The 24,072-nt window shown below is 58.1% G+C and carries 27 protein-coding genes; 11 read left to right on the top strand and 16 right to left on the bottom strand.

Annotation, left to right across the window (positions count from 1 at the left end):
• Nucleotides 1–10 precede the first annotated feature (10 nt).
• The 4 genes from OQ273_RS12520 to OQ273_RS12535 all read right to left on the bottom strand — a co-directional run bounded on the left by OQ273_RS12520 (nt 11) and on the right by OQ273_RS12535 (nt 3,421).
• Entirely contained in the window at nt 11–1,339 is a 1,329-nt protein-coding gene (locus OQ273_RS12520; protein ID WP_267990836.1) for a TRAP transporter large permease, read from the bottom strand.
• Between the two features lie 12 nt (nt 1,340–1,351).
• Nucleotides 1,352–1,864: a TRAP transporter small permease gene (locus tag OQ273_RS12525; RefSeq protein ID WP_267990837.1), complete on the bottom strand. Its 513-nt coding sequence runs from the start codon at nt 1,862–1,864 to the stop codon at nt 1,352–1,354.
• 200 nt (nt 1,865–2,064) lie between these two features.
• The gene (locus OQ273_RS12530) at nt 2,065–3,213 is read right to left on the bottom strand and encodes a TRAP transporter substrate-binding protein (RefSeq protein WP_267990838.1); all 1,149 of its coding nucleotides are present in this window, start codon (nt 3,211–3,213) and stop codon (nt 2,065–2,067) included.
• Nucleotides 3,214–3,235: 22 nt separating this feature from the next.
• Nucleotides 3,236–3,421, bottom strand: a complete 186-nt coding sequence (locus OQ273_RS12535; protein WP_267990839.1) for a hypothetical protein — start codon at nt 3,419–3,421, stop codon at nt 3,236–3,238.
• Nucleotides 3,422–3,603: 182 nt separating this feature from the next.
• Between OQ273_RS12535 and OQ273_RS12540 the strand changes: the two genes are divergently transcribed.
• From OQ273_RS12540 to OQ273_RS12560, 5 genes are all read left to right on the top strand, one after another.
• Nucleotides 3,604–4,647: a LacI family DNA-binding transcriptional regulator gene (locus OQ273_RS12540; protein WP_267990840.1), complete on the top strand. Its 1,044-nt coding sequence runs from the start codon at nt 3,604–3,606 to the stop codon at nt 4,645–4,647.
• Between the two features lie 135 nt (nt 4,648–4,782).
• Nucleotides 4,783–5,541, top strand: coding sequence for a helix-turn-helix domain-containing protein (locus tag OQ273_RS12545; RefSeq protein ID WP_267990841.1), 759 nt, complete (start codon nt 4,783–4,785; stop codon nt 5,539–5,541).
• A gap of 143 nt (nt 5,542–5,684) precedes the next feature.
• The gene (locus OQ273_RS12550) at nt 5,685–6,650 is read left to right on the top strand and encodes an alpha/beta hydrolase (protein ID WP_267990842.1); all 966 of its coding nucleotides are present in this window, start codon (nt 5,685–5,687) and stop codon (nt 6,648–6,650) included.
• Between the two features lie 68 nt (nt 6,651–6,718).
• Nucleotides 6,719–7,228 carry a nuclear transport factor 2 family protein gene (locus OQ273_RS12555; RefSeq protein ID WP_267990843.1) on the top strand — a complete coding sequence of 170 codons (510 nt, stop codon included), beginning with the start codon at nt 6,719–6,721 and terminating at the stop codon, nt 7,226–7,228.
• 40 nt (nt 7,229–7,268) lie between these two features.
• The gene (locus OQ273_RS12560) at nt 7,269–8,621 is read left to right on the top strand and encodes an adenylate/guanylate cyclase domain-containing protein (protein WP_267990844.1); all 1,353 of its coding nucleotides are present in this window, start codon (nt 7,269–7,271) and stop codon (nt 8,619–8,621) included.
• Nucleotides 8,622–8,687: 66 nt separating this feature from the next.
• Here the strand turns inward: OQ273_RS12560 and OQ273_RS12565 are convergent, their stop codons facing one another.
• From OQ273_RS12565 to OQ273_RS12600, 8 genes are all read right to left on the bottom strand, one after another.
• Nucleotides 8,688–10,766 (bottom strand): response regulator, encoded by a 2,079-nt coding sequence (locus OQ273_RS12565; RefSeq protein WP_267990845.1) that lies wholly within the window; start codon nt 10,764–10,766, stop codon nt 8,688–8,690.
• A gap of 127 nt (nt 10,767–10,893) precedes the next feature.
• Complete coding sequence (locus OQ273_RS12570) at nt 10,894–11,358, bottom strand: NUDIX hydrolase (RefSeq protein ID WP_267990846.1); 465 nt, start codon at nt 11,356–11,358, stop codon at nt 10,894–10,896.
• A gap of 132 nt (nt 11,359–11,490) precedes the next feature.
• The gene (locus OQ273_RS12575; RefSeq protein WP_267990847.1) at nt 11,491–12,426 is read right to left on the bottom strand and encodes a metal ABC transporter permease; all 936 of its coding nucleotides are present in this window, start codon (nt 12,424–12,426) and stop codon (nt 11,491–11,493) included.
• Entirely contained in the window at nt 12,426–13,643 is a 1,218-nt protein-coding gene (locus tag OQ273_RS12580) for a metal ABC transporter permease (RefSeq protein WP_267990848.1), read from the bottom strand. Before OQ273_RS12580 ends, OQ273_RS12575 begins: the two co-directional genes overlap by 1 nt.
• The gene (locus tag OQ273_RS12585; RefSeq protein WP_271292107.1) at nt 13,640–14,476 is read right to left on the bottom strand and encodes a metal ABC transporter ATP-binding protein; all 837 of its coding nucleotides are present in this window, start codon (nt 14,474–14,476) and stop codon (nt 13,640–13,642) included. Before OQ273_RS12585 ends, OQ273_RS12580 begins: the two co-directional genes overlap by 4 nt.
• Nucleotides 14,476–15,432, bottom strand: coding sequence for a metal ABC transporter solute-binding protein, Zn/Mn family (locus OQ273_RS12590; RefSeq protein WP_267990849.1), 957 nt, complete (start codon nt 15,430–15,432; stop codon nt 14,476–14,478). Before OQ273_RS12590 ends, OQ273_RS12585 begins: the two co-directional genes overlap by 1 nt.
• Nucleotides 15,433–15,709: 277 nt before the next feature.
• Nucleotides 15,710–16,204, bottom strand: coding sequence for an SRPBCC family protein (locus OQ273_RS12595; protein ID WP_267990850.1), 495 nt, complete (start codon nt 16,202–16,204; stop codon nt 15,710–15,712).
• The gene (locus OQ273_RS12600; protein ID WP_267990851.1) at nt 16,197–16,568 is read right to left on the bottom strand and encodes an ArsR/SmtB family transcription factor; all 372 of its coding nucleotides are present in this window, start codon (nt 16,566–16,568) and stop codon (nt 16,197–16,199) included. The genes OQ273_RS12595 and OQ273_RS12600 overlap by 8 nt, the downstream gene beginning before the upstream one ends.
• A gap of 202 nt (nt 16,569–16,770) precedes the next feature.
• On the opposite strand from OQ273_RS12600, the gene OQ273_RS12605 reads away from it, so the two are divergent.
• The 3 genes from OQ273_RS12605 (at nt 16,771) to OQ273_RS12615 (ending at nt 18,408) form a co-directional block, all read left to right on the top strand.
• Nucleotides 16,771–17,388: a hypothetical protein gene (locus OQ273_RS12605; RefSeq protein WP_267990852.1), complete on the top strand. Its 618-nt coding sequence runs from the start codon at nt 16,771–16,773 to the stop codon at nt 17,386–17,388.
• A 120-nt stretch (nt 17,389–17,508) separates the two neighbouring features.
• Complete coding sequence (locus tag OQ273_RS12610) at nt 17,509–17,694, top strand: hypothetical protein (RefSeq protein WP_267990853.1); 186 nt, start codon at nt 17,509–17,511, stop codon at nt 17,692–17,694.
• Between the two features lie 96 nt (nt 17,695–17,790).
• Nucleotides 17,791–18,408: a glutathione S-transferase family protein gene (locus tag OQ273_RS12615; protein ID WP_267990854.1), complete on the top strand. Its 618-nt coding sequence runs from the start codon at nt 17,791–17,793 to the stop codon at nt 18,406–18,408.
• A gap of 6 nt (nt 18,409–18,414) precedes the next feature.
• Here the strand turns inward: OQ273_RS12615 and OQ273_RS12620 are convergent, their stop codons facing one another.
• The 3 genes from OQ273_RS12620 to OQ273_RS12630 form a co-directional block, all read right to left on the bottom strand.
• Complete coding sequence (locus tag OQ273_RS12620) at nt 18,415–18,831, bottom strand: Hsp20/alpha crystallin family protein (protein WP_267990855.1); 417 nt, start codon at nt 18,829–18,831, stop codon at nt 18,415–18,417.
• 130 nt (nt 18,832–18,961) lie between these two features.
• Nucleotides 18,962–19,420, bottom strand: a complete 459-nt coding sequence (gene hpaR, locus OQ273_RS12625) for a homoprotocatechuate degradation operon regulator HpaR (protein ID WP_267990856.1) — start codon at nt 19,418–19,420, stop codon at nt 18,962–18,964.
• 156 nt (nt 19,421–19,576) lie between these two features.
• On the bottom strand, nt 19,577–20,131 hold the full coding sequence (locus OQ273_RS12630) for a histidine phosphatase family protein (RefSeq protein WP_267990857.1): 555 nt from the start codon (nt 20,129–20,131) through the stop codon (nt 19,577–19,579).
• A gap of 78 nt (nt 20,132–20,209) precedes the next feature.
• On the opposite strand from OQ273_RS12630, the gene OQ273_RS12635 reads away from it, so the two are divergent.
• A complete protein-coding gene (locus OQ273_RS12635; RefSeq protein WP_267990858.1) occupies nt 20,210–20,647 on the top strand; it encodes an acyl-CoA thioesterase in 438 nt (145 codons plus the stop codon).
• 30 nt (nt 20,648–20,677) lie between these two features.
• Here OQ273_RS12635 and OQ273_RS12640 read toward each other — a convergent pair whose 3' ends face one another.
• Entirely contained in the window at nt 20,678–21,844 is a 1,167-nt protein-coding gene (locus OQ273_RS12640; RefSeq protein WP_267990859.1) for a YbfB/YjiJ family MFS transporter, read from the bottom strand.
• Nucleotides 21,845–21,958: 114 nt separating this feature from the next.
• Between OQ273_RS12640 and OQ273_RS12645 the strand changes: the two genes are divergently transcribed.
• Nucleotides 21,959–22,831 (top strand): LysR substrate-binding domain-containing protein, encoded by an 873-nt coding sequence (locus tag OQ273_RS12645; RefSeq protein WP_267990860.1) that lies wholly within the window; start codon nt 21,959–21,961, stop codon nt 22,829–22,831.
• Nucleotides 22,832–22,902: 71 nt separating this feature from the next.
• Nucleotides 22,903–24,024, top strand: a complete 1,122-nt coding sequence (locus tag OQ273_RS12650; protein ID WP_267990861.1) for an NAD(P)/FAD-dependent oxidoreductase — start codon at nt 22,903–22,905, stop codon at nt 24,022–24,024.
• Nucleotides 24,025–24,072: the final 48 nt, after the last annotated feature.

The raw sequence follows: 24,072 nt of genomic DNA on the forward strand, positions 1-24,072 counted from the left end.
AGTCAAAGCCCTATTTGTAGATGTCCGGCAGAAGTGTTGTCGAGATTGCGGGAATGTAAGCGATCAACAGCACGACAACAAACATGCACAAGACATATGGGACGGCGCGGGCAGCAATCTTGAGGATGGACTCCCCGGTTATCCCCGAGACCACAAAGAGATTGAGCCCCAAAGGCGGCGTGATGAAACCGACACCAAGCGCGGTGATCATCATGATGCAGAACTGGATCTCGTTCATGCCGATATTGTCGGCAAGCGGCTTCAGGATGGGTGCGAGAATGACGATGTTGGGCGTCGTCTCCATCACGCAGCCTGCGGCAATCAGGATCCCGATCATCAGCAGGATCAGAACCATCGGATCATCGGTCAACCCGGTCACCGCGCCAACGAAACCTTGCGGCACACCCATGATCGCCAACGCTTCGGCAAGCGGGGTCGAAAAGGCGATGATCGGCAGGATGACGCCGTTCACCTTGGCCGAACTCACCAGCATCGCGGGAAAATCGGCAAAGGACAGCGTGCGCAGGATGAATCCCATCGCAATCGTCACAACGACCGCCGTCGCACCCGCCTCTGTCGGCGTCAGGCGGCCGGAGAAGATACCGTAGAAAATAATGCCAGGCACAATGAAGGCGTACCAGCCGGATTTCAGCGCAACGCCGAGATTTGCCGCCCATTCGCCGAAACTCATCATGCCACCGCCCTCATAGGCATAGATGCGATTGACGATCAGATTGGTGATCAGGATTGAAAACAGGATCGCCAATCCCGGGATCAAGGCGGCGAGAAACAGCGTCGACGCCGAGATTCCCAGCACCAGGCCGATGATGATATAGGCGATCGACGGCGGTATCAGGATGCCGGTACAGGCACCCGCCGCGACGAGGGCACAAGCGTAGGGGCGCGGGTAGCCGCTTTCGACAAGACGGGCGATCGTCATGCGGCCAACCGCTGCGGCGCCGGCAGCATCGGATCCGGAAATCGCGGCAAACATGCCGCAGACCAGGACGGTTGCCGAACCGAACCCGCCCTTTGTAAAGCAGGTCAAGGCCTCCGCAACATCGAGAAATTTCCGCGATAATCCCGTCCGAACGAGAACATCCCCGGTCAGGATGAAGAGCGGCACGGCTGTCAGAGCAAACGCATCAATGCCGGTAAAGAGGCTCTCCCCGACAAGGCTCAAGGGCAGATCGCCTGACATGACGAGCATCAGGATCGCAGCGGAGCCGATGGCCGCCCATACGGGTACCGCGAGGGCGATCAGGGATACGAAGAGAATGACCGGCAGGTAAAAGTCCCAGCCAAGTTCGACGGTCTGATTAAGACTGTTCCAGAGCATTGTTCTGTTTCCTCAATCAAACAGCGTGTCGCCTTCGTAGACAGGCTGACCTGTCCGCAAAGAGCGAAAATCGCGATGGAGAGACTGGATCAACCGCCAGATGATCAGCGCAAAGCCGGTCGGCACGGCCATCAGGAACCAGACCTTGGAAATCCTCAGCCCGTCCGTGACCGATCCGAATTTTGCGGAGATGTGAACGGCCTCGTAGGACCAGTAGAGGGCGATAATCGCAACGAAGAACATCACCAGATCGCCGAAGATGTAGAGCAGCGCCCGAGGCCGCGGGCCGAGGTAGTGCATGATCACATCAATCCGGATGTGAGCGCGCTCCTTAACGGCCGCCGCCGCACCGATCCAGGCGAGGTAAATAAAGGAATATCGGACGATCTCCTCACCCCAGATCGAGGAATAGGCAAATATCTCTCGGCGCAGAACCTCGATTGCCATGGTGATGACCAGCATCACGTAGAAAACGAGAAGCAACCATCTCTCTGCATTGCGGTCAATTCGTCGGAGTATTTCCATTTTACTGCCCGTTGGAGCACCTTTGACCTCTCTTGAAGCCAGGCCTCACCCCTCTGCTCGTTTTGCCGTAAACCCAGCCCGCCGGATCGCTGGACTCTTGCGCACCACGCTGCAATTCGCTGCACGCGCGAGAGCATCTCTTCCATTGGCGTTGGGAAAGCGGGATGTCGGGCGCCAAGACCGGCGCCCGACGCCCTTATCTACGCGTCGTTAACGTAGTATTTTCCGAGTGTCCCGGCAGCTTCCTCCATCTGGCCGAAAGCTTCCATGGAACCGGCAAGCTCCAGTTTGAACGGATCCCACTCGGAGCGCTGATAACCGCCCGCTTCCTGCCACTCGCCCAACTGGTCGGCGCTGAGGCTGTGGAACTCGACACCGGCCTTGGCAAGCTCGGCCATGGCGTAGGCGCGGGCCGACGGAACCTTGGCAAGGTTCTGGTGCGCGGTCATTTCAGACCCCCACATGATGCCTTCCTGCACATCGGACGGCATGGAGTTGAACCACTCGAGATTACAGGAATAGACCTGACTGTCCGGCACGGCCTGTGTGAAAGTCACATGGCTGAGAATGTCCTTGAAGCCGAATACGTAAAGCGCGCCGACTGACGGATCGAGCGCATCGGCGACACCCTGCTTGATCGCGGACGGCGTCTCACCCCAGGCGACCGGCGTCGGGTTGGCGCCAACCATACGGTAATATTGCTGCAGCATCTTGGAGCCGGGCACACGGAATTTTACGCCATCGAGATCAGAGGGGCTCAGGACAGCCCCCGCTCCGCCCTTGCGCACGGCAACGACGCGTGGATCGATGTTGACATAAAACAGCGCTTTGAAACCGTTCGCCTCGACCTTCGGGTGCACTTCATTGTTCCAGAACTCCGACGTCACCAGATTGGTGAAGCGCTGATTGGAGCCGCACAGATAGGGCATGTTGATCAGGTCAACGGTTGAAGCAAAGGGTGCGAAGTTCGACAGCGAATGCTGCGCGGCCTGAATGGTCCCGCCCTGCACTTTCTGCACCAGGGCACCGCCCGCTCCGAGCTGCCCGCCCGGTGCAAGTTTGACATAGATCTTGCCATTGGTGGCGTTCTGGATGTTTTCCTTCAGGTCAAGCTGCATGATCGGGTAGCTTCGCGATGCACCGAGCACATAGGCCGTTGCGATCGTCATGACATGATCAGCTGCCTTTTCTCTGTCGCGTTCTTCTTTGGCTGTCTGGGCCACCGCATCGGATGACCACAGGACACCCCCCGCACCCGCAACCATTGCCGCGGTAAAACCACCGGCTGCCGTCAGTTTAAGAAAATTCCGGCGCTCGGCGGACGCGAGCTCCTTGCGGTCATCACTCATCTGGTTTCCTCCCATAGAAACACTAGCTGCCGTCTTTTACCTTTCGGGCAGCCTCCTCCTGCAAAATGCCGACGACGAACAGTATCGACGCGGCAAAAAGAACCAGCATCTCGCCGACATCCCCAAGGAATGTCTGCCCGCCAAAGGCACCCATCGCGACATTCACGAAGTAGATGACGAATACGATCAGGGAGGCATAAAGGGGCATTTTCAAGCTCGGCGTTAATCTGGATCACGGCTAATGTAAGCGCTTTCATTTGATTAATGCAAGGGCTTACATTGGATTTTTGTAAGCGCTTTCATTATCCTCTTACAAACACGCATCTTTTTTTGGATGCGTGTTGTGGATTTCCAAACTAAATTGTCGGCGAACCTGCGAACGAGGCGATATTGAACGTAACAACCGATCACGCGACCCCGACACTCGATGATGTTGCACGCGAGGCAGGTGTTTCGACCGCCACGGTTTCCCGGTGCCTGAACACGTCAGACCTTGTTTCCAAGAAGACCAGAGACAAGGTGATGAGCGCGGTGGAGCTATTGGGTTACACGCCCAATTTCGGCGCGCGCGCCATGGCGGCGAAACGGACCTTTACGATCGGCGCGATCATTCCCACAATGGAGAACGCGATTTTTGCACGGGGTCTTCAGGCGTTTCAGGAAAGGCTTCACGAGAAGGGATACACGCTTCTTGTCTCAAGCACTGCCTACCGGCCTGAACTGGAAGCCGAGCAAATCAGATCACTCGTCTCGCGTGGCGCAGACGGTCTTTTGCTCATCGGTTATGAGCGGGACGATGCGGTTTACAAGTATCTGGAGCGCCGACGCGTTCCAACGCTTGCTGCCTGGGCGTTTTCCGATGACAGCCCGTTGCCGTCAGTGGGCTTCGATAACCAAGCCTCCATGCTGGAACTCTGCAACACGGTGCTTGCCATGGGCCATACCGAGATTGCCGTCATATCCGGCATTGTGGAAGGCAATGACAGGGCGGCAAAGAGGCTCGAGGGCATCAGGGACAGCCTGCGGGCACATGGCATTGATCCTGACCGTGCTCCTGTCATCGAAACCTCCTACGAGATTGAGAACGGCGCAAAGGCGTTTGAAAAACTGATGCAGGCGCCGGCGCGCCCAACCGCTGTCATGTGCGGCAACGATGTTCTGGCCGTGGGCGCTATGCAGCGCGCGCGGGAGATGGGCATGGATGTGCCGGACGATGTCTCAATTACCGGCTTTGACGATATAGAACTCGCAACCATCGTCACACCGCAACTGACCACAGTCCATGTCCCCCACAGACAAATGGGCCGCCTCGCCGCCGATGAACTCATCCGGATGGTGGAAAAGGACAGCATCGGCGAGTCATCACAGCTGCAAAGCTCCTTGCGGCTGCGCGGTTCCTTGAAGGCGTTGGATGACTTGCCGGCCAATGGCTGATTGTGGCGCCGTCTGACCGCCGGCGATGACGTTCAGGCAGGACGAGGAAGACATGACATCGTTCAGCTTGTATGTTCGGCTTGAAAGGCTCGCGCCGGGCGATTGACCAACAGAGGATCGTAATCGGGCCGCTGAATGGCTGACCTTAAGGCGACATCGACTGTCCTTCCCGCAGGCGGCGGCGAGTTCAAGCTGGATCGGCTGACGATTGGCGTGTTCAGCAATGATCAACCCACGCATCGGTTCAGTCTGGGCAAGGACAAGGCTGAAAACATTCCACTGACAGCCAACCAGGGCTGGATTCTGCCGCCTGGAGCAACGGGAATCTGCACCTATGACGCCCCGCTGGAGGTCATGATGGTCGAGGTTGCGCCCCGGGTGCTGGCTGAGGTTGGTATGGACGACCCCACAATGATTGCACCTGTGGTCGGCAGTCTAGACACTCTCACCCTCGAGCTGGCGTTGGGGGCGGAAAACTTCAACAGGGGCGGTACGCTCTACCGGGAGACGATGCATCGTGCGCTCGCTGTTCAGCTTTCGCAAACGCTCCGCACGATCAACGATGCCGCAAGGTCGATCGAGGACATCCGCCTGCGCCGCGTGGTGGAATATATTCACGATAATTTGGCTGAAGATCTCACTTTGGAATCGATGTCCAATCTGGCGGCCATGAGCGGCTTTCATTTCAGCCGGGCCTTCAAGGCGGCAACCGGCAAAAGCCCGCTGCAATATGTGATTGCGGAGAGGATCGCCCTTGCAAAGGTGCTTTTGAAGACCACCGGCCTCTCCGTTTCAGAAATCTGCTTCAGAACCGGCTACAACGACCTGTCCCGCTTTGGACAGCATTTCAAACGCGCCACGGGTACGACCCCCGCAAATTTCCGCGCGCAGTAGATATCAAGACCAATAGAGCAGGATTCGCATAACAAAGCGCAGTTTTCGCGCGTTTGCCGTAACGCCATTTCCAGCATCCTGACTTCACGCACCGGGCAATTCCGCAGCCTAACGACCTCCCGGTGCAAATGTGGAGACTAAAGATGAAAACACTCGTCCTAGCGGCGCTGGCAACCGGCCTTATGGCAACATCCGCGCTTTCCTCAGACATCGAGACCCGCAAAGTGTCCTTCGAGAACGAAGGTGTGACACTCTCGGGCACATTGTACCTCCCATCGGAGCGTCAGTCCGGCGATAAACTCCCCGTTGTGGTGGTGACCGGCGCATGGACATCAGTCCAGGAACAAATGCCGGAAACCTATGCCCGCAAAATGGTTGAACGTGGTTTTGCGGCCTTCACCTTCGATTTCCGCGGCTGGGGCAAATCCGGTGACCTGCCGAAAAGCGTTCGCTTTGTCGAAAGCCCGGATGCCAAAACCTCCGATATCCGCGAGGCATTCGCGTTTGTCGCAACCCTTCCGGAGATCGACAGCGCACAAATCCACGGTCTTGGCATATGCGCGTCCTCCGGCTACATGGTCGACGCTGTTGCCGGCAACCCGCTGGTTCGGCGAATCGGTCTGGTCGCACCCTGGCTGCAAAACAGTGAAATCGTCGAGGCCGTTTACGGAGGCGCCGAAGGTGTCGCCGGACTGATCGATGTTTCACGCGCAGCCGCAGCCAAGGGCGGAGAGATCATTCGTGCGGCCGGCCCCGAAGGTGCGCAAGGCGTCTTGATGCCGATCGGCGGCTACTACTACGAAGCTGATCGTGGTGCGATCCCCGAATATGATGACAAATGGAACAATGCCGGCTGGGAAGGCTGGCTGACCTATCATCCCGCGGACAATCCTCAACGCCTCGATAAACCACTCGCCGTCGTGCATTCGGAGGCGGCGGCTATCCCGCAAGGCGTGCGTGCATTCCTGCAAGGTTTTGCCGGCGATGCCACAACACAGTGGCTTGAGGGCGTCAGCCAGTTCGACTTCTACGACAACCCCGAGGATGTTGAGCGGTCAGCCGATACGGTGGCGGATCATTTTCGCGCCGCTACGCAATCCAAGAACTGAACACCTTGGTTGGGCGCTGCGCGATGTTACGCGGCGCCCCGAAAACCCTGACCAAATAAGGAGTCGTTATGATGATGCCCAAACTCATCGCAACCGTTACTGCAACAACGCTTCTGAGCAGTATCGCCATGGCGGATCAGGCTAAAATCAGCCGTTCCATCACCGACATCGCTGCCGGCGCGGACCGGCACGACTGGGAGCGCGTTCGCGGCGCTTTCTCACAGACCGTGACAACAGACTATACCAGCCTCTGGGGCGGTGATTCTGTCACGCAATCCGCAGACGAGCTGGTTGCCGGCTGGAAGAGTTTCCTTCCCGGCTTCGATGTCACGCAACATATGGTCGCCAATCATACGATCACATCGATCAGTAGTTCCAGCATGTCCGCCGAGGCGGATTTCATCGCGACACACCGGATTGAAGATGATCTGTGGACCCTTGGCGGACGTTACACCTATGAGCTTGAGCAATCCGGTGAGCGTTGGCTGGTCACCTTCATGAAAATGACGGCGCTCTGGGAAACCGGAGATCGCGGATTGGTCGCCCGGGCAGGCGAACGGGCGGCGCAATCCGACTGAGGCAAGGACACCAGAGCATAAGGCGGAGAAGCGACGATCAATGAACTCGGAATCACGATCCACCGGCAGCGAGTATGGGAGGTGCGCAAGCGGGCAGCGCCGCTTGCAGCTTGCGGAAGATACCGGATTGCGGATCGCGATTTTTTGCCGATCGATCGCGGCCGCCGCAGGTTTCATCTGGTATTCGTCTTCTGTTTTTCTCACCGATCAGGAACTGCGTGGCTGGCCCCTTTTTGCATTTGCCATCTACATTCTGATCAGCATCGCCCATCTGTCCGTCATCGGCACCAGGGCGAACCGATGGTGGATGAAATACGTCCTCTACACTTTTGATATCCTGGCCGTCTGCGCCCTGTTTGTAACGATCCCCATCAGCAGTGCCGAAGATATCCCGCAGATCATCGCCTTCCGCGCATACGGAATCTACTACCTTTTCCCGGTCATTGCACTTGCGGCTCTATCGCTTTCCTGGCGGCTGGTGCTGTGGTCCGGTCTGGTGGCGGTCGCCGGCTGGTGGGCAGCATTCCTTTGGGTGGTTGCGGGAATGGACAACACGCTCTCCTGGGCCGACATGCCGGCTGACGCGACACGGACCGACTATGAAACCATCTTTTTGTCGATAGACTTCATTGGACGCGGCAACAGGCTGGAGGAAAGCGGCTTGCTGCTTGTGGCCGCAGCCACGCTTTCGGTTGCTGTCTACCGGGCGCGCCGCCTGTTCTTCGCGCAGATCGAAGCCGATGAGAAACGACAGAAGGAGCGCCTGGAACGGCAGCGGATCACCGACACGTTCGGGCAATATGTGCCAGAGGTGGTTGTCAAGCAACTGGTCAACGCCAAAGGCAAACTCCCCTACCGGCAGGCCCACGGAGCCGTTCTGGTCCTGGATATTGAAGGATTCTCCAAGAGGCTTGCCGGGGGCGCCCCTGAAGTCGCAATCCGGCAGATCGACGCATTCCTGTCCGATGCCGCCGATGAAATCGGCAAACACAACGGAACGGTGATCAGCTATACCGGTGACGGCATCCTGGCCTCCTTCAACGCGCCGCTGGAAAACGCCAGACCTGAACTGGCTGCCGCCGAAACCGCGTTTGCTTTAATCGAGACAGCCCGGGCGCACCACTTCAATATCAGGATCGGTCTCGCCGCCGGCGAACTGACCTCCGGAAGTGTCGGTTCGAAAAACCGTATGGCCTTCACCGTTTATGGTGCAGCAGTCAATCGGGCGGCGCGTTGCGAGGCGCTTTGCAAAGAGATGAAACTCAAAGTGTTGATGGATGCCAAATTCGCCCTGGCAGTGTCCGATCAAATGGATGTCCGCTCTATCGGCAGTCATGATCTGCGTGGCATTTCGAAGTCCGAACCCCTTTCCACCTTCGGCGCGTTGTCTTGAATACTCATGCCGTCAATAAAAGCCGACAACGCGGTTCCTTGAAGGCGGTGGATTAGCCAATATCGGCTAGGCTTGCCGGCGGTTCTCTCGTTCAATCATCCAGTGTTCGATTTTTTCTGCGAGCGCATCCGGTGAAATCGGTTTTGACAAATAGTCATCCATGCCGGCCTCGATGCACTGTTCCATGTCGCCCTTGATGGCGTGGGCGGTGACGCCGATGATCGGTGTATGTCCGCCTGTCTCGGCTTCGATCTGCCGAATGGCTCTGGTCGCTTCATGGCCGTTCATGACCGGCATTGAAACATCCATCAAAATCAGGGCCGGCGAAAGGTTTTTGTAGAGCGACAAGCCTTCCTTGCCATTGCCGGCAATTTTGAAGCTGTAATCCATGCCATTCAATATCTGCGTGAAGACCATCTGATTGACGTCGTTGTCCTCGCACACCAGCACGTCGAGATTTCCATCAGAAATCAGGGTGACCGGGTTTTGCTGTGGAACCGGTCGTTGCACCTCGATTTCGGCCGCAGCCATTTCAGCAGTTGGATCGATGGGCGATTGCAAGGATCGACAGTCGCCGCTCTGATTGTCCTGCAGAACCTGGACAATTGTCTCCAGAAGCAAAGACGACCTTGCCGGTTTTGTCAGATGAGCCTGGATGTCCAGGGAAGAGAATGACCTGCCTTCCTTTGTTTCGTCGACAGATGTCAGCATGATGATCGGAATATCCGACAGGTCAGGATCCGTGCGCATGGCGTGGACAACGTCACTGCCGCACATATCCGGCATTTGATAATCAAGCACGACACAATCGATCGACAGACCCCGATGGATGGCGGCATGCATCAGCGCGATGCCTTTCTGGCCGCCGCTGGCCGCGGCGCAGTCAAACTTCCAGGAGCCAATCTGTTCGGTCAGGATGGACCGATTTACCGGATTGTCGTCTATGATCAGCACCCGGGAACCGGTCACGTCAACGGGAACTCTTGTTGCTTTTTCTTCGCGATGAACCGGCAGGTCGATTTCAAACCAGAACGTCGAGCCCTCGCCAACAACACTCTCAACATTCAATGTGCCGCCCAAAAGCCGCACCAGCGAAGATGCGATCGAAAGGCCAAGGCCGGTGCCCTCATGCTTTCTGGTTGCCGAAGCATCCACCTGGCTGAACTTGTCAAAAATCCTGTCGAGGTCTTCCTTGGGAAGCCCGATGCCCGTATCCAGAACGGCAATACGCAAACCTTGCATATGGGTTGAGCGTTCAGCCGGCTTCAACGCCGTGGCATTGACATAGACATGTCCCTCATCGGTGAACTTGACGGCGTTGCCCACCAGATTGGTGATGATCTGGCGTATACGGCCGACATCGCCGACCAGCATTTGCGGCAGCTCAGGATCCACTCGAACGATCAGTTCAAGATCTTTCTCCGCCACCCGCGAGGAAACCAGCGTTGCGACGTCTTCAATGGCCTCTGCCAGATTGAACGGCGCCGGATCAAGTTCCATCCGGCCTGCATCGATTTTCGAGAAATCCAGGATGTCGTTGATGATCGTCAGCAAGGAGGCTCCGGATTTGATGATCACGTCCGTAAACATCGCCTGCTTGGCATCAAGATCCGTCTTGGCGAGCAATTCGGCCATGCCCATGACGCCGTTCATCGGCGTGCGGATTTCGTGGCTCATATTGGCAAGAAACTCGGACTTCGCCTGCTCGGCCTTCAGCGCATCTGACCTGGCTTCGGCCAGATCCCTCTCTCTTGCCCGGTCTTGCGTCACATCGCTGTAGGTGGTGACCCGCTTCCCGCCCCTGCCCGGCTTGACCGATATCTGGATGATTTTTCCGCCGGGTGTGGAGCGCTCCAGGAGTTCACCCTCATCGGGAACCTGTTCGGTGGTCGCCTGATCAAAAATTTCGGATTGCGGCGCCTTGCGCTCATCGCCGCGATCGATACCGAATTGTATGAATTTCTCGAAAGACGCGCCTTTGCGAACCAACTCAGGAGGAATTTCCAGGATATCGGCAAGTTGCGGATTGGAATAAAGGATTTCCTCATGGGTGTGTACCAGGACACCTTGAGCCATCGCATTCATGGCATCGAATATCAGTTGGATTTCGTCGCCTTTGATTTCTGCCGTTTCCGCCTCTGACATGGTGCCCGCCCACGGTTGGATATGTGCCCGTCGGATTGTGAGCCAACTGCTTTAACAATTCGCAAAGCTTTGGGTTGCAGCAAGCTGATATGCAATCAGGTGAGACCGGCAATGCAGCAATCAAAAACTATTGAAACTCGATAAGCATGTGTCCGCTGGGTTTTCTCTCGATAAATTCCTCTCTTATCCAACGAAGGATGCGCCATTGCCCGCCAAAGGCGACCATGTCAGGCGCTTCGTCGAAGCTTACCCACCGGTATGCGGTGTTTTCGTCGTTGAGGACCACGGCGGCCTTTGCATCGACAAAGGCAACAAATACCGGAGCCATCGTAATGGCGTCTCGATCGGGCTCATAGAATTGTTCACAGATATCGGCGGAATAAAACCTGTCAGGCTTGAGGCCGGTCTCCTCCCGTAATTTGTGCAAGGCAGCCTGCCAGGCAGTTTCGCCGTCTTCGAATTTACCCGCGATCTGGCACCACTCACCCGCAAGTGTCTGCGCCCGTTGCAGGAGCAAGACCTCATAGCCAATGCCTGTTTCACACAGGGCAACAAGGGACGCAATAAAGGCGCGTATCGGGACTTCCGGCATCACAAGGTCCAATTCTTTCCATGAGAAGCTACCGGCTACCGAACTCAAACCTCTGATCTATTTGAACAGCCAAGCCCACCGGTGGCCGTACCTCCAACGACAATCCCACTTTGAAAGCCCGCCGACTACGCGCTACACCGCCGCATCCTCGCGGCCGACACCGATGCGGGAGCGGTGGGGGCCGTAGAGGCAGGCGAGGCCGAGGATGACGCCGGAGACGGCGGCGATCATGCCGGCGGCGCTGACGGCGTTCTGGGCTCCGAACCATAGGGGGCCGTAGCCGGCGAATACGTAACCGAGGACTGCGGAGAGGATCGCGAAGGCGATGGACCACCAGATTTGCGTCTCGAGGCGATTGGTCATCAGCCGGGCAGCCGCGGGCGGGCAGATGAACATGGCGATCACGATGATCGAGCCGACCGCGTCAAAGGCCGCCACGGCTGCGATGGCGGCGGTGATCACCAGTCCGAAGCCAAGCGCGGTTGCCGGAATGCCGAGCGCCTGCGCGAAGCCCTCATCGAAGGTTGCGATCTTGAGCCAGCGCCAGAAGACCATTGTTAAAAGCGCCACCAGGGCGCAGGCTATGGCGATGCGGCCAAGCTCCGGCGGGAGTGTTGCCAGTGCCGCGGGGTCAAGCAGCGAGTGCCAGCCTTCGGCGCGAAACCAGATGAGCGATTCCAGATTGCCCATCAATGCATGCTCGACGTCCAAGTGAACAGACGACGTATCGGATTGTTCGAGCAACAGGACACCGCCGGCAAAGAGCGTCGTGAAAACAACACCCATCGCCGCGCCGGGTTCGATCCGGCCGAGGCGCTTGACTGCCTCAATCAGAATGACGGAGACGATCGCGGCGCCTGCAGCGCCAATCAACATCGGAATGGCTGAGACAATGCCGGTGATCAGAAAGGCAACGACGATCCCCGGCAGAACCACATGGCTGATGGCATCCCCGATCAGGGCCTGACGCCGCAGGATCAGGAAATTGCCGGGCAGCGCGCAGGCAATCGCCGCAAGGCTGCCGATCAGGATAGGCGTGAGTGAAAACTGGACAAATTCCGCACCCATCACGCCGGACCTCCCACGGCAAAGGGTTTGCCAATGCGACGGTCGAATTCGTCTATCTCGTCCGGCGTAAAGACCTCTTCAATGGGCGTCAGCCCGTCATAGCGTCCGGTCAGGCCAGCGTCCTGATGCACCTGGCGGGCAATGTCCCAGCGCCGCTCGTCGCGCGATACCTTGGCCGCCTGCGCCCTTCCCGTGTCGGTCGGCACGCCGTCTGGGCGGATCAGGCCCTCGCGCGTTAAAAGCCGCAGCGTATAGGGCTCGCGGATGGGCTCCTGCCGGGACAGTGCGAGCAGGCCCTGGCGCATATGCACGCGGCGCTGAAAGCTACGGTGACGCAGGATCGCCGCCGCAACACCGCGAACCGGCGCAAAGAGCAGCGAGAGCGCAAAAAGCGCGGCAGTCATCAGGACGATGATCGGCCCGGTCGGCGCCGCCGGGACCGATGCAGAGATCGCCGCGCCGACATAGCCGGACACGGCGCCGACGGCGCCGGCGATCCAGACCACCTTGTGCGAGCGCTCCGTCCAGAACCGCGCCGTCACCGGCGGGATGATGAGCATGGCCACAATAAGGATGAGACCGACGAGCTTCAGCCCGATGACCGTCACCGCCATCACCAGCCCCATCATGAGCAGATCAATGCGGCGCACATTGTAGCCCATCGCGGCCGCATAGTCGGCATCGAAGGCCACAAGCGTCATGGGCCGTCTCAAAAGCCAGGTTGACAGCACGGCGAGCGTGCCGCCGACTGCAATCACCAACGCATCCTGGAACAGCATTCCTGCGGTTGAGCCGAGCAGGAAACTCTCAAGGCCGGCCTGACGTCCCGAACTCATTGTCTGGATGACGGTGAGCAAGACAATGCCGAGACCGAAGAACACGCCGAGCACCGCTCCAATCGCGGCATCCTCGGCCAGCCGGGTGCGGCGGGTCATCCATTCGATCAGGAGCAGTCCCAACCAGGCCGTTATCGCGGAGCCAATCAGCAGCCCGACCAGATTGCGCCCGTCTCCGCCGAGCGCCACCATGAGGATGAAGGCAAGACCGACACCCGGCAGCGTGGCATGCGCCACGGCATCGGAAACGAGCGCGCGCTTGCGCAGAAAGAGAAAGGTGCCCGAGGCGCCAGCAGCAAAACCCAACAGCGCAGCGCCGATCGCGACAAGGGCGGCGTTGTAGCCGGCCTGCAGCAGAAGGGCGCTGAAAAAGGAGTTCACGAAACAGAATCCGCGATTGCAAGTTCATCGATATGTGTCGCCGCCAGCCGTCCGCCATAGGTCGCGTTGAGGTTTTCGGCGGTAAAGGTCGTCCCGACCGGGCCTTCGGCAATGCGACGCACATTGATGAGGAAGACATGATCAAAATAGTCGCGCACAGTCGAAAGATCGTGGTGCACGCAGACGACGGATTTGCCTTCCGATTTCAGCAGCTTCAGCACATCGATAATGGCCCGCTCCGTCGCCGCATCGACGCCTGCGAAAGGCTCATCGAGAAGATAGAGATCCGCGTCCTGCGCCAGTGCGCGGGCCAGGAACACCCTCTGCTGCTGCCCGCCGGACAATTGCCCGATCTGCCGGTTGATAAAATCTGCCATGCCGACGCGCTCAAGGCACTCGCGGGCCTTGGCTGTCATATGTCCGGAAAGCCTGCCAAGCAGACCGACTTTACGATAAAGGCCCATCCGGACAACATCGATCACCGTCGTGGGGAAATCCCAGTCGACGCTGGCGCGCTGCGGAACATATGCAATGCGGTCACGCGCCTTTTCGATCGGCGCACCATAGATCAACACTTCGCCCGACAAGGGCGGAATCACGCCAAGGGCGGCTTTCAACAAAGTGGATTTACCAGCCCCGTTGGGTCCGATGATTGCCGACATCGATCGTGAAGGAAAACACGCATCAACCGAAAACACCGCCGGCTTTTCTCCGTAGGAAACGGTCAGACCACTCACGGCAAGCGGGCTGTCCGTTTCCGGATCAGCCCTTTTGACCACCTCGCCCATCTGCGTGGCAATCGCCACCGGCGTATCGGTATTGGATGTCACCATCAGTTCAGCAACCCTTGCATTCCGCTGTCGGGCACTTCGCCGCCAAGCGCACCTGAAATCACGGTGGCGTTGTGATCGATCATACCAAGATAGGTTCCTTCATAGGTCCCGTCCTCGCCCATGGCGTCGGAGAAGAGCTCACCGCCGATGACAACCTCATGCCCCTGCGCCGCCGCGCCTTCTATCAGCGCCCGGATATTACGGTCGGAAACTGAACTTTCTACGAACACCGCACCGATATCCCGCTCCACGAGCATGTCCACCAGTTCGGAAATGCGCTGCAGACCCGCCTCGCTTTCGGTCGAGATGCCCTGAATACCCATCACTTCAAATCCGTAAGCCGAGCCGAAATAGTTGAAGGCGTCATGGGCGGACAGGAGAACCCTGCTCTCCGCCGGTACGGATGAGAGTACTTTTGTCGTATATTGCGCAAGCTCCTGCAGCTCGGCCTGATGGGCCTCCGCATTGGCGCGGAAGGCTTCTTCATTCTGCGGCGAAAGCTCGATCAGCGCATCGCGCACGTTCAACACCACGCGCGCCCAAAGGTTCGGATTCATCCAGACGTGCGGATCGAATTTACCGTCATAATCATCATGGCCCAAAAGCAGGTTACGCGGCAGGCTTTCGGCAACGGCAACGACATTGCCGCCTTCCTCAAGTCCACGCATGAAATCTTCCATCTGCGCTTCAAGATAAAGGCCGTGCCAAAGGACAAGGTCAGCATTGGCCATCGCCACGATATCCGTGCGGGTTTGGCGATAGGCGTGAGGATCGACGCCCGGCCCCATCAGCGCCCTCACCTCGACAAGGTCACCGCCGACCTGGCGCGCCGCATCGGCAATCATACCGGTGGTGGCAACGATATCGATCCGCTCTTCAGCCACAGCCCACCCTGCCGGCAACGCCATTGCTAGTGCGGTGATTGCTGCCAGAAACGTCCTTTTTGATAGATGCATCCCGTCGGTTTCCTGTCCAAAACTGGTGAATATCTCGCTTGCTTTTAAGATTAATACTGCGAAGCATTCGCAACTGTCAATGAAATTGCGAAGCATTCGCAAAAAAGATGGGTGGCGATCCGTATGGGCGGCCAGACAAACGGAACCCGTGACGTGGACGTTCATGTCACGGGGCTGAACAAGAATCCGGAGCCGCGGCTGCATCATGCTCGCCTGAAATGCAGCAAAACGCGCCCATGCCAAAGGCACGCAGGCAATCAGAGGTCGTACGCGGCGTTCAGGTTTGGAGCTCCGCGAGAAGCTGTGTGAGCAGGTCCATACCGGCGCCCCAACCCTTGTCGAGACCCTGCAATGCCTGATGGAAGCTTGCGATTTCCGCCTCACTGGCTTCGTGCGGCACCCATGTCAGGCGCATATGCGTACGGCCGCCAACCTCGTCGAATGTGACCGTCGTCAGCAGCACGCGCGGCCAGTTTTCCATCATTGGATTGGCGACCACATTCCAGGACGCATCGGAAACGGAATGCAGCCAGACCAACCGCTCAGGCTCGGTGACCTCGGTGTATTCAACTCTCTGGAAATGCGAGTTGTCACCCCATTTCATCTCGTTGAGCCAAAGCCCGCCGGGCCTCACATCGAGGTCATGGATGATCGTCTCGACATTTGGCCCGTACCAGCGCTTGAGAAGCTCCGGCTCGGTCCATGTCCTCCAAACGAGTTCACGCGGCGCATCAAACTCGCGCTCCAGCACATAGGTCGGCAATTCATCCATCCTGGGTTCCCTTCTCTTTTGTTGTTTTGAGCTCTTCAAGCAAGCCGTCCAATTCATCAAAGCTCGAAGACCAGAAGCGACTGAACTCCTCAAGCCAGCCAACGGCTGCCGCCAGAGGTTCGGCCTTCAGTCGCGCCGGTCTGCGCTGCTTGTCGATGTCGCGCTCGACGAGGCCTGCCCTTTCCAGCACCTTGAGATGTTTTGAGACTGCCGGCTGCGTCATGGCAAAAGGCGCCGCTATCTCGTTGACGGGCGCCTCCCCGGCCGCAAGGCGTGACAGGATCGCGCGTCTGGTCGGATCGGCCAACGCGGCGAACACTGCGTCAAGATCCGGGTTTTGATTTATATAACCTCTTTGTTCCATAACTTATTAGTTATATTATAACGGTTTGAACGTCAACGTCGGTCGCACCTCAAATTCCGGCAACGGTTGCGCTGCGCAATTGACGTCTTAAATAACAGTGGGCCGGCCTGTGTCGGTCCAATGGGATATCAAAAGGACACATGCGGACGAGCCGGCGTAAATGGTGTATAGCCGTTGCCGGACATGCATCAGGGAACTCGACATGCGCAACGCATCGTTCACACAGCAAAATCCGACCGAAGCGCCGGCGAGACTGTTTAACCAGATCAATTTCCTGTGGGCCGCCATCGTTGTCGTTGCGCTTTCGGCGGTCATCCTCCACCTGCAAAGCCGTGCTCAGGTTATCAAACTCCAGGAGGAAGTCTCTTCCCTGAATAGCGCGCTTGACGCCGCGACGCAGCAGACCGCCCAGCTCCAGGAAGCAGTTGCTTCGACGGAAGCGCGTACGATTGAGCAACTGGCGGAAACCGCTGATGAATTGCGCAATGAAATCGTGCGTACCGCGTCTGCGAAGCTCGATCATTCTATCGGCGAGGCGCTGAGCGAGCTGCATACCTACGGCAATGCGCAATATGTCTTTCATATGGTTGCCAATGACCGCCGGTCCTGTGTGAAAGGTGGTGTTTTCATCGGTGAGCTGTCGGACGGCTCATTGCAGGAAGCAGCGTTCAACGCCGGTGAAATGGTTGCTATAGAGCCCTCGCACACGGATATCAGGGGCATTCCCTTCTACCGCGCGAAAATCAGTGCCTCACTCATCGAAACCCGGGGCGATGCCGCCGCGTTTCGCCATGGGACCATGCGTATCGCCTGCAATTAGGATCGGCCTGTTCCAACGCAACACCCGACCTATGCGCATCGGGTAAGGGTGCCATACGCAAATCACCGTTCTTTGCCGCATTTGATTGATTAGAGTCCAATGCGGATAAGGAGAACTGTCATGGCTCACCATACATTCAGGACCGCCCGGACCATTTTCGACATCGTCGACTCGGTCCGCTCCGCGTCACGCATTGCCAATGCGCTTGAAAACGGACGCTACCCGAACCGAAGGGACCTTGAAGTCCTGGGGATAGACAAAATCTACTCGCCTAAGACATGGGACGTTCAAAATATCAGGCTCTGATGTAGGCGACCGGATGATGGGCTATGGGGGGTTTCAGTGTCGTCATGACTCGGCCGCTTGGTCCTATTATGATCCGACGAAACCAGGGAGATGACGATGGCCGAAAAGCTGATCCTTTACACGAACCCCATGTCACGCGGGCGCATTGCCCGCTGGATGCTCGAGGAAACAGGCGCCACCTACGAGACGCGCCTTCTCGACTACGGAACGACCATGAAGGCCGACGATTATCTTAAGATCAACCCGATGGGCAAGGTTCCCGCAATTGTTCACGGTGGCTCGGTCGTGACGGAATGCGCGGCCATCTGCGCCTATCTCGCCGATGCCTTTCCCGATGCCGGCCTCGCCCCGCCGGCTGACGATCGAGGCGCCTATTACCGATGGATGTTTTTTGCCGCCGGGCCGCTGGAAGCAGCAATCGCCGACAAGACCATGGGCTGGGAGGTCCCGGCCGAGCGGGAAAGGACCGTCGGCTACGGTAATTTCGCGCATGTGATGGATACGCTCGAACAAGCGGTATCAGGGCCGGGTTTTATTGCCGGCGACAGATTTTCAGCGGCCGATGTCTATGTTGGATCGCATATCATCTGGGGTCTTCAGTTCGAGACCCTTGAGCGCCGGCCTGCCTTTGAAGCCTATGCCGGCCAATTGGCTGATCGACCGGCGCTCAAGCGCGCCACCGAACTCGACGATGCGGCCATGCCGCCAGGTTAGATTGCTCTAAACCTTGCGAATGGAGATCTTCTTTTCCTCGGGCTTTTGCGCCTTGTGTTTGGCGATCTTCAATTGCAAAAGACCGTCGCTGTACTGCGCATCGATTTGATCGCCATCGGCATCCGGCGGCAGCCTGAATGTGCGCTGGAACGATCCATATTCGCGTTCGGAAAAGAAATAAGTCCGCCCGCTCTCCTCGCGCTCCGACTTCTTTTCGCCGCGAACGACAAGATTGTCGCCATCGATGGACACGTCCACATCTTCCGCCCTGACCCCGGGCAGTTCCACGGTTATCTCGTAGAAATCATCCATTGCGGATGCGTCTGACCTTGGAGCGAACCAGTCAGCCACCCGGCTGCCGAAATTGCGCAGCGGATCATAAATGCTGGGCAGCCATCCGGCTGTATGCGACTTTTCAACCATGAGCCTCACCATTAGATAATGACAATGATCATTGAGCATAGTCCAAACGGCCTGGATCAGGGTTGATTTGCGTCAACGGGGTGGGCGGCTCGTTGTGCCGTCGCCCGCTGAGAGCGGGCAGGACACATCTTTATGATTTGAGGCGCGCGAGATCGTTCAGAAGATCAAGCAGTTCGCTCAACTTCTTCTTTCCAAAAGCATTTTCCAAATCGACATAGATACTGTTGTTGATCTGAATATTATCCTCGATAAGCTGGCGCCCCTCTTCGGTAATGTAAATAACACAACGCCGGCCGTCCGTTTCGTGTGCCGCGCGTTTGACCAGCGCTTGCTCCTCCAGATATTTGAGGATTCGCGTCAGGCTGGGCAATAGAAGCGATGATTTCTCGGCAATGTCGGTGGGATCAAGCGGCCCCTCTTCTGCCAGGACACGCAGTACGCGCCATTGCTGCTCCGTCACCCCTGCATCTGCAAGCATCGGCCGGATGCGCGTCAGGACGACTTCCCGCGCCCGCAACAATGCTATCGGCAGTGCCCAAGAAGATGAGCACAGTTTTCCTTTGACCGTGGTGTCCCTGTCGCGTTCCACGTGTTCCGCCCGCTCTCGCCCGCCGTCGGTTTCCGGCCACGTTCATTACCGACCTCCATGATTCGCACTGCCAAGTGTTGAAATTATGTTTAACGTGTTAATTACAAGCGGAAAGCGTTGCGCCATTCCGGCCAGTTGAAACACCGACTCGGAGTTCTAGCGGCCGATGACACGTTGCGACCACACCCCTTTTTCCGGACTGACATGAATGGGCATTGCGTTGGGCAAAGGTATAAGGTTCGGCTCCATCACCACATATTCGGATGCCGCCTTCCAGAGCCCGCCATGGGCAACGATGAGCGTGTCGGGACCAAGGGCAACGGCCCGCGCCATGGCCGTCCAGACGCGAGCACAAAACTCGCTGAACGGTTCACCGTTGGGAGGGTCGTACTCGCCGGTCCAGTAGCGCGCCAGCCACGGGCCATGGGGCTCACCCTGATGATCGCCCAAGTGACATTCCATCAGATCGTTGTCGAACTGCACTTCCAGGCCATGATGTGCGGCGACAGCTTCCGCCGTGTGTCTTGCCCGTGACAGAGGGCTGGAGACGATACGTGCGATTGCTGCATCCTTGAGGTGCTCGGCGGCCTGTTTTGCCTGTTCGCGGCCCGTGTCATTGAGCTGTGAATCCAGTTGGCCCTGCGTGCGCCGGGTGCGGTTCCACTCTGTTTCACCATGTCGCAAAAAGTAGAATGGATGCTCAAAATCCACGTTGTTCCCCTTGGTTGTATTGGATAGATATTCAGCCGGCATGTCCCCGCCAGTTCTTAAAAAAGGAAATCTGCAAACATGCCGACCGACAAGACAATTCCCCGTAGCCGAAACTCCTATTCCATCTGGACACCTGTTTCCATCCGATTTTCGGACCAGGATCCGCTAGCGCATGTCAACAATGTTGCGATAACCGCCTTTCTGGAATCGGGCCGCGTCGGATTTTTCAATCAGGTGCTAGACAGCCCGGAGATATTGGCAAGGGGTCTGGTCCTTGCAAGACTGACCGTCGACTATCTCAATGAGATCACCTATCCGGGCACTGTCGAGGTGGGCGGCAGGTTATCCTCCATCGGAGAGCGTTCGGTCATCACGCATTACGCCGCATTCCACGGCGACACCTGCTGTGTTGTATCCGAATCCGTCAACGTGTTCTTCGATCCGGAGACCCGCCGGTCGACCATTCCACCTGAAGAGGTCAGAGCCGCTCTTGATCGCCTGCTCGCCGAACAGTGATGCCTCCCTTGGCGCTCCTGCACCCGCCCGTCAGACCGAGACCGGCTCTTTTCCTTCGGATCCTGCTGCCAGAGCAAGCGCGCAGGCCGTTACGACAAGGAGAGCGCAGGTCAAAGCAAGGGCTACGGCAAAACTGCCGGTCAGTGCGCTGACAGCACCGGCGAGGACGGGACCGACCATCTGGCCAAAGGCAAATGCGGCGGTCAGAACCCCGATATGCCGCATGACATCGGCGGGCGGCGCCACCCGGTGCGCTTCCTTCATGCCCATCATGGTGATGATCATGAATGTGCCACCGACGCAGATCCCTGCGATGATGATACTGGCGAGACCGGAGTAGGCAACCGGCAAGATCAGACCGAACGCCATAACAAGCTGACTGAGTATCCAGATCTGGCGGTTGGTGTAACGGGCCTGCAGGCGCGCGGCCAGCAAGGTGGACAAAAAGGCCGACGCGCCAAAGACCGGCCAGGCCCAACCGAACACCAAAGGCGAAGCTATGATCTCCCGCGCCATGACCGGAAGATATGTGGCTGGAACAATATAACCGAGGCCGGCCGCGCCGTAGGCCGTGATTGCCGCCCACTGCAAGGGCGCCCGGCCCTTCCCGCCCTCAGCTTGCGAATGCGGTGCAGGTTCAATCTCGCTCCCGAGGCCCAAGGACAGAGCCACGGCGGCGGTCACGCTAAAGGCGCCGAGAACAACCCAGGCCGGGGCACTTTCAACACCGCCGACCATGAATGCCATCGCTGCAAGCCCGGCCAGTGCAATACCCGCACCGACACCAGAAAAGATCCACCCCTGCGCTTTTAGCCTGCCGGTTTCAGCGAGGCGTTTTACGTAATAGCTGCTGACGAGCACGAGCGTCAGCGCGCTGAAAAAACCGGCAAGAAAGCGCAGGACCGACCACACTATGATGTCGCCCGTCAGCCCCATCCCCAAGGTGGACGCAGCAATCGCGAACAGCGACAGCCGCAGGGCCCGCTTAGGCGGCAGCCGGCGCCCGGCCGCCCACATGGCGCCGAGCCAGTATCCGAGGAAATGGATCGACGCGAGTGCGCCCCCGCTCGTCAACCCCAGCAAGCCGTCCGTCTGCATCATCGGCAGCAAAGGCGTGAAGGCAAACCGCCCAATACCCATGGCCAGCGCCAGGCAACCGAAACCGATGAGTGTAATACGCAGCGGAAAATCAGACACAGCCACACCTTTGACCACGAAACCGATCACGTCTTCTTGCCGCCAACCTAGTCAGAGGCATATATTTAAAAAAGTGAATTCTTGAGAAGTTAGCTATCTCAATTGGAGAAACCAATGAGCCCCTATGATCTGAATGCTCTGGAGATATTCAGAACGGTCGCGAATGAGGGCAGCATCTCCGCGGCGGCGCTGAAGTTGAACCGGGTGCAATCGAATGTCAGCACGCGCATCAAGCAGTTGGAGGACCGGTTGCAAAAAACCTTGTTTCTGCGTGGCAATCGCGGGCTCACGCTAACGCCGGACGGCGAGTTGCTGCTGTCCTATGCCGAGCGGTTTCGCCAACTGTCGGCGGAAACGACCGAGGCGCTTGAAGATGGCGAGCCGAGCGGGACATTCCGCATCGGCGCGATGGAGAGCACGGCCGCCGCTCGCCTGCCGCCCATTCTGTCGCGATTTGCCGCGCTCTATCCCGATGTCGAGATCGTGCTGAAGACGGATACGGCAGGCGGACTTATGGAGAGGCTGCGTAACCACGACGTCGAAATCGCCTTTACCGCCGAGCCTGTCACCGCCGATTGGGTGCGCGCGGCTCCGGTTTTTAAGGAAGAACTCGTTCTGGTCACGCCGGCGGGATTTCCCGGTCCGGACGATGCCGCCGGGATCAATGGCAGGACCGTCATCGCCTTTGAAGAGGGCTGCGCCTACCGGCGCTATCTGGAGCAATGGTTGCTCGACAACGCCGTTGTGCCGGGCTCCGTCATGGCCGTCAGTTCCTATCTGGCCATCTTTGCCAGCGTTTCCGCCGGAACCGGTTTTGCCGTCGCACCCCAAGCGGTGCTGGATATGGTGTCGGTGGGCGGAAAAATGCGGTGCTATCCCCTGCCCGGCCGGATGTCGGCAATCACGACAATGCTGGTGTCGCGCGCTGACTATCGATCGCGAAAGCTCGATTGTCTCAGACAGTTGCTTCCGGTCTATGGCAAATAGGACCAGGCTTGCCTGCCCGGCTGCCTTAAGCTACCGGTTCGAAAACACCGGCTGCAAAGAAGGTGCGTTGAATGGATCATGTGAACTGCATCGTGGCAGGCGCCGGCGTGATCGGCATCGCCACCGCACGCGCGCTCGCACTCGCCGGCCGCGACGTTGTCATCATCGAGGCTGAGGACATCATCGGCTCGCACACCAGTTCGCGTAACTCCGAGGTCATCCACGCCGGTATCTACTATGCCGAAAACTCGTTGAAGGCCAGCTTCTGCGTCTCGGGCAAAATGGCGCTATACGACTATTGCCGCGACAGGGCGATCCCGCATGAGCAAACCGGAAAACTGATTGTTGCGACACGCAACGAAGATTTGGACACACTCGCATCTATCCATCGACACGCGCTCGCCAACGGTGTCGACGACATCCGGCAGATATCCGCCGAGGAGGCAGTGGAATCCGAACCGGAACTTTCCTGCATCGCCGCGCTTCACTCACCGTCAACCGGCATTGTGGATAGCCATGCCCTCATCCTTTCCATGCTCGGCGAGGCGGAGGATCGGGGCACAATGGTTGCCTTTGGCACAAAGGTCGCCTCGGTTCGCCCTGACGGCCGACGCTTCATCGTCGCATTTGAGGGCGACGACGCGGACGCCGTATCCTGCGATATATTCATCAACGCGGCAGGTCATGGGGCCTGGGACATAGCCCGCTCCATTCCCAGACTGCCTGCCGGCATCGTCCCGCCGCATCTGCTCTCCAAGGGCAATTATTATTCTCTGAGCGGCCACCCCTGCCCTTTCCGGCAATTGATCTATCCGGTGCCCGGTGACGGTTCGCTCGGCATTCATTTCACCCGCGATCTCGCCGGACAGGCGCGCTTCGGACCAGACGTCTTCTGGATGGACGGCGAAGAGCTCGACTATACCGTGCTCGATGACAGGGCAGATGATTTTGCCGAGGCCATCCGCACCTATTGGCCAGCGCTTCCGGACAACGCGCTTGCGCCATCCTATTGTGGCATTCGGCCAAAGATGGTCGGCTCGGGCCAGCCGGCGGCCGACTTTGTGATCCGTTCACCAAAGCAAAACGGCTTCAATGGCCTGGTCCAGCTTTTCGGGATGGAGTCGCCCGGATTGACCGGCTGCCTCGTCATCGGCGAATACGTCGCCGACATGGCGCTGAAGGATTTCCGTTGACAGCCGGACAGAACCGGTCGGTATGCTTGAACCAGCGGCCTTTTTGGA

The organism is Hoeflea prorocentri, from assembly GCF_027944115.1.
Taxonomy (GTDB): domain Bacteria; phylum Pseudomonadota; class Alphaproteobacteria; order Rhizobiales; family Rhizobiaceae; genus Hoeflea_A; species Hoeflea_A prorocentri.